Annotated in this window: 2 protein-coding genes; both read left to right on the top strand. The window is 71.9% G+C overall.

Features of this window, described 5'->3' with window-relative positions; genetic code table 11:
- Positions 1-835 (top strand): protoporphyrinogen/coproporphyrinogen oxidase (locus Y706_RS30535; protein WP_043437018.1); only part of this gene is annotated, 835 nt, incomplete at its 5' end.
- 245 nt (positions 836-1,080) lie between these two features.
- On the top strand, positions 1,081-1,502 hold a 422-nt coding region (locus Y706_RS27120), incomplete at its 3' end, for a hypothetical protein (protein WP_216699164.1).

Genomic DNA, 1,502 nt, shown 5'->3' with positions numbered 1-1,502 from the left:
AACAGGCCAGGCCGGCGGGCTCCAGAAGGCCGGTTCCGCCGTCGCCGGGCTGCGCGGCGGCATGCACACCCTCGTCGCCGCCCTGCTGGCCGATCTGCGTCAGCGCGGAGTCAGCCTGCTGCCCGGCACCGCGGCCCGGTCAGTGCGGCGCACAGCCGACGGCTGGCGCGTGGCCACGGACCAGGCCACTTTCGACGCCGGGCTCCTCGCGGTTGCGGTCGAGGGCCCCGCCGCCGTCGGGCTGCTTGAGGAGTCCCTGCCGGAACTTGCCGGCCACCGCCCCGATGCCGGACCCGACGTCAGCCTTGTCACGCTCGTGGTCGACCTCCCGGCCCTTGACGCGGCGCCACGCGGCACCGGCGTGCTTGTTGCGCCGCAGAGCCCGGGTGTGCAGGCCAAGGCGCTGACGCACGCCACCGCCAAATGGGCGTGGCTGGCGGAGCAGGCAGGCCCGGGAAGGCATGTGCTCCGGCTCTCCTACGGGCGGAGCGCAGCTCCAGGGGCTGTTACTCCCGGGGCATTGCCCGAGTCCCGCGGCGGCGGACTGGCCGCGGCGCCGCGCTCCGACGATGAACTTTTCCGCGCAGCCCTGGCTGATGCGTCGGCCCTGCTGGGGGTGCCAGTCGGCGCCGGGGACGTGGCCGATTGGGACGTGGTCCGCTGGGCCGGCGCACTGCCGTTTGCCTCCCTGGGCCACAGGCAGCGCGTCGCGGCCGTCCGGAGCGTCTGTGCCGCGGACGGCACGCTTGCCGTGGTGGGCGGCTGGCTGTCCGGCAATGGCCTGGCAGCGATCGTGGCCGACACCCCGCACCAGGTCCGCACCCTGTTGCCCTGAACGCGGCTACGCTGAAAGTGGCTGCGCTGAACGCGGCTGCGCTCAATGTGTCTGCGCTGAATTTGGTGACCCTGAATTTGGCTGTACCGAACGACGTTCCTGAGTCCCAGGAGCACCTTCAGTCACAGGAATCACAGCGGTTCCAAAGGCACCCTGAACCCCTCCGGTCCCGGTGGTTTCGTGCCGGAAGTTCGCGGTTTTTGCAAGTTTTTCCTGCTGGTCGATTCCGGCTAGGCTCGATGACCATGTTTATCTTCAGGTCCAAGGTGTCAACAACGAAGACCGGCCGCCACCGGGGCCTTCGAAGCGGCGCGGCGGCGGTCGCGCTCGGGGCCGTACTGGCTGGCACCGCCGGGGCTCCTGCCTCGCAGGCGGCCGCAGGGTTGTCCGCGGCGGCGTCCACCGCACCGTCCGCGCAGGGTTCGCTGACCCTCGGCCTCGGCGATGTGCTGGACAGCCTGCTGGGCTCCTCGACGACGCCGAGCCCCTCGCCGTCCGCCGGCTCGGGCGAGTCCTCCCCGTCGCCGTCGCACGGCAGCAGCCCGGAACCCAGCGACCCCGAACCCAGCGACCCGGAACCCAGCGATCCCGAGCCCGAGCCCAGCGACCCGGAACCCACGTCCCCGGGCACCAGTACCCCACCGGCGTCGAGCACCCCGCCCGCGAA

Origin of the sequence: Arthrobacter sp. I3 (genome assembly GCF_000520575.1) — a bacterium.
Classification (GTDB): Bacteria; Actinomycetota; Actinomycetes; order Actinomycetales; family Micrococcaceae; genus Arthrobacter; species Arthrobacter humicola_A.
Note: the sequence above shows the minus strand (reverse complement) of the source record. Positions and strands in the feature narration are given on the sequence as shown.